At 55.8% G+C, this 2,945-nt stretch carries 4 protein-coding genes; 3 read left to right on the forward strand and 1 reads right to left on the reverse strand.

From position 1 onward, the window contains the following. Nucleotides 1-38: 38 nt before the first annotated feature. Entirely contained in the window at nt 39-698 is a 660-nt protein-coding gene (locus tag RTY00_RS21330) for an XRE family transcriptional regulator (protein WP_312666060.1), read from the reverse strand. A 135-nt stretch (nt 699-833) separates the two neighbouring features. Between RTY00_RS21330 and RTY00_RS21335 the strand changes: the two genes are divergently transcribed. The 3 genes from RTY00_RS21335 to RTY00_RS21345 all read left to right on the forward strand — a co-directional run. Continuing rightward, nucleotides 834-1,751 carry a carbon-nitrogen hydrolase family protein gene (locus RTY00_RS21335; protein ID WP_312666062.1) on the forward strand — a complete coding sequence of 306 codons (918 nt, stop codon included), beginning with the start codon at nt 834-836 and terminating at the stop codon, nt 1,749-1,751. Beyond that, the gene (locus RTY00_RS21340; protein ID WP_312666064.1) at nt 1,744-2,526 is read left to right on the forward strand and encodes an ABC transporter ATP-binding protein; all 783 of its coding nucleotides are present in this window, start codon (nt 1,744-1,746) and stop codon (nt 2,524-2,526) included. Before RTY00_RS21335 ends, RTY00_RS21340 begins: the two co-directional genes overlap by 8 nt. Before the next feature lie 18 nt (nt 2,527-2,544). Then, the coding region (locus RTY00_RS21345) for an ABC transporter permease (RefSeq protein WP_409519159.1) at nt 2,545-2,945 on the forward strand (401 nt) is incomplete at its 3' end.

A 2,945-nucleotide genomic window follows, 5' to 3' on the forward strand; every position in this document is an offset into this window, starting at 1 on the left:
CCAGCCACGGTGTTTTTCGGTCACCATAAATGGTGACCCTACGAAAATCCCGCTAAATCCTCGATATCCAGCTTTTCCGTCTGGCAGATGGAAATCAAACCGGCGGCCTCGTCACTCAGACGCACAAAAGTATGGCGCATGGTGCTGTCAATATAGGCGCTGTCACCTTTCGCCAGACGCAGCGGCGCATACAGTTGCGTATGCAGCATCACTTCTCCACTCAGCACGTAGATAAACTCTTCACCCGCATGCTGCGACCAGGCTTCAGGTGGCGGCAGCTGCTGAGTTTCGATATCCATCACCACCGGAATCATACCCTTAACCAGCAATTCGGCAGCGTGTACTTCATAGCGAAACCACGGATTGGTAAACGCAATCCCTTTGCCTGCCAACGTGTAAGTGCGCCGTCCCTGCATCGCGCCGCTAGTCAGCGGTTGGTTGGGCAATTCCTCGGCAAACAGCTCGGCCAGCGAGTAATCAAAGGCGCTGGCGATCTTAGCGATGGTATCGAACGACGCCGAAACCTGGCCTTTTTCAATCTTCGACAACGTGGAAATCGACACGCTGCTTAACTCGGCAACCTGCTCCAGCGTAAGTTCGCGCGCCTGACGTATTGTCTTGATGCGCATACCAAAATCCTGCTCGCCGGTGGTGGCTGCGCCCAGCCCGGAGGCTTCATGCTGTCGGGTGGTTTTCATAATGCTGACTCTCTTCCACGAGTAACGTGAAAAGTACTTTCTCACATATGATAAAAAATTTCCTATAAGAAAAATGTATTGGTCTTGGTGTGAGTTAAGTAGCAGTTTAGAAAAAAACTTCTGGGAGCTGTTGCCATGTCCGCCATCACCATTGCCAGCGTCACCTTAGCGGCGTTTTACGACAAAGCGCGCAATCTCAATAACCTGCTTGCCTGGATGGAGCACGCCGCACAAGAAGGTGCCGATCTGGTGGTTTTTCCGGAGCAGATCCTGCAAGGCTATTTGCCGGACACGCTCAACTGGAACGGTGAAGCCGTGGCGTGGCAAATGGCGCAGGCTGAAGTGGTGCCGCAGGGTGAGAGTGTACTGGCGTTGCAGCGGCAGGCGACGCAGCTTGGCGTGCATGTGGTTTTTGGCATGACCGAGCGCCATCCCGAACGCGCCGAAGTGCTGTTCAACAGCGCAGTGCTGCTCGGGCCGCAAGGCTTGGTCGGCGTGTACCGCAAAGTACATCAGCCGGGCGATGAGAAGCACGTTTACTATCCCGGCAGCGACTTCCCGGTGTTTAACACACCGCTCGGCCGCATCGGCATGCTGATTTGCTACGACAAAGTGTTCCCGGAAAGCACCCGCGAACTGGCGTTAAAAGGCGCAGATATCATGATCATGCCCACCGCATGGGGTTACGGCGGTGACGGCAGCGCGGGCGATGCCGATCCGATGGTGGACAGCTACACACTGTTTGGTCGGGTTCGTGCGCTGGAAAATCAGTGCTGGATGATCGAATCCAACCTGTGCGGAACACATGGCAATCTGCACTATCACGGTCACAGCCGCATTATTGATCCGCTCGGTAATATCATCGCCGACAGCGGAACCACCGAAGGCATGGCGCTCGCCAACGTGGAGATCCAATCCGCCATTTTGCGTGCGCGCAGCAGCGATTATCTCGGTTATCACTTCCTGAAAGATTACGTTCCGGTGCAGGCGCCGCCTTCGCCGTTGACGGTTCACAATCGCCACGCGCGACCTTTGGGGGAAAGCCATGAGTAAGGTTCTGGAAGCCGCAGGCATCCATAAAAGTTATCCCACGCCAGGCGGCGAAGTCACAGTGCTACGCAACCTCAACTTCCACGCCAATCGCAACGAATTTGTCTCATTTGTGGGGCCGAGCGGCTGCGGTAAATCGACGCTGTTCAACATTATCACCGGCCTGTTGATGCCCGACAGCGGCAGTATTCTGCTGAAAAACCGTGAAACTACCGGCACGCCATCGGCGGAACTTGGTTATGTGCTGCAAAAGGATCTGCTGTTCCCGTGGCGCACGGTGATCGACAACGTGATTCTCGGCCTTGAAGTGCGTGGCACGCCAAAAGCCGAAGCGCGTGCCCAAGCGCGTGAACTGTTCGAGCTCTACAAAATGAGCGGCTACGAACAGAAGTATCCTTCACAGCTGTCCGGCGGTATGCGCCAGCGCGTGGCGTTGATGCGCACCATGGTGACCAACCCGGAAATCATCCTGATGGATGAAGCCTACAAAGCGCTGGATTACCCACTAAAAATCGCGCTGGAAAGCGAGCTGCTCAGCGTGGTGAAACAGCAGCACAAGACGGTGATTTTCATCACCCACGATATCGAAGAGGCGGTAACGATGTCGGATCGCGTTTACGTGATGAAAGCGCGTCCGGGTGAAATTGTGCAGGAGATTGAGGTCGATCTCGGTACCGACAGTCTATCGATTCCCGAACGCCGCTTAGCGCCGCGCTTCAACGAATATTACGAGCGCATCTGGCGCAGCATCGGCACCCAGCCCGAGCCGGTTAACTAACGAGAGGATGTCATGGTGATGAATACGGTGTCTACGCGCCCAACGGTCGCTGCGACCGCCAACCGCAGCACACGCGAAACCTTCTTCCGCTCGGCTAACGCGCGTCGTTACACCTTGCTGGTGTTACAGACCGCAATTGTGGTGGTGCTGCTCGGCGGCTGGGAACTTGGTGTGCGCAGCGGCAATATCAATGCGTTTCTGTTTTCCAGCCCGTCGCAGGTGTGGGAGGTACTGGTACAGCGTTTCAACAGCGGGGAAATGCTCACCGACATCCGCGTGACGGCGGTGGAAACGCTGGTTGGCTTTGCGGTCGGCGCAATTGGTGGATCGATTATCGGTCTGCTGCTGTGGTACTCGCGCTTCATCTCGGATTTAGCAGCACCTTTTATTGCCGCGATCGGTTCGATTCCGGTGCTGGC

The sequence above is a fragment of the Pantoea sp. CTOTU49201 genome (genome assembly GCF_032054795.1).
Taxonomy (GTDB): Bacteria; Pseudomonadota; Gammaproteobacteria; order Enterobacterales; family Enterobacteriaceae; genus Pantoea; species Pantoea symbiotica.

Bases quoted from the DNA above. Each gene is read 5' to 3' on its own strand.
- RTY00_RS21330 (WP_312666060.1), bottom strand. From the start codon at position 698: ATGAAAACCACCCGACAGCATGAAGCCTCCGGGCTGGGCGCAGCCACC.
- RTY00_RS21335 (WP_312666062.1), top strand. From the start codon at position 834: ATGTCCGCCATCACCATTGCCAGCGTCACCTTAGCGGCGTTTTACGAC.
- RTY00_RS21340 (WP_312666064.1), top strand. From the start codon at position 1,744: ATGAGTAAGGTTCTGGAAGCCGCAGGCATCCATAAAAGTTATCCCACG.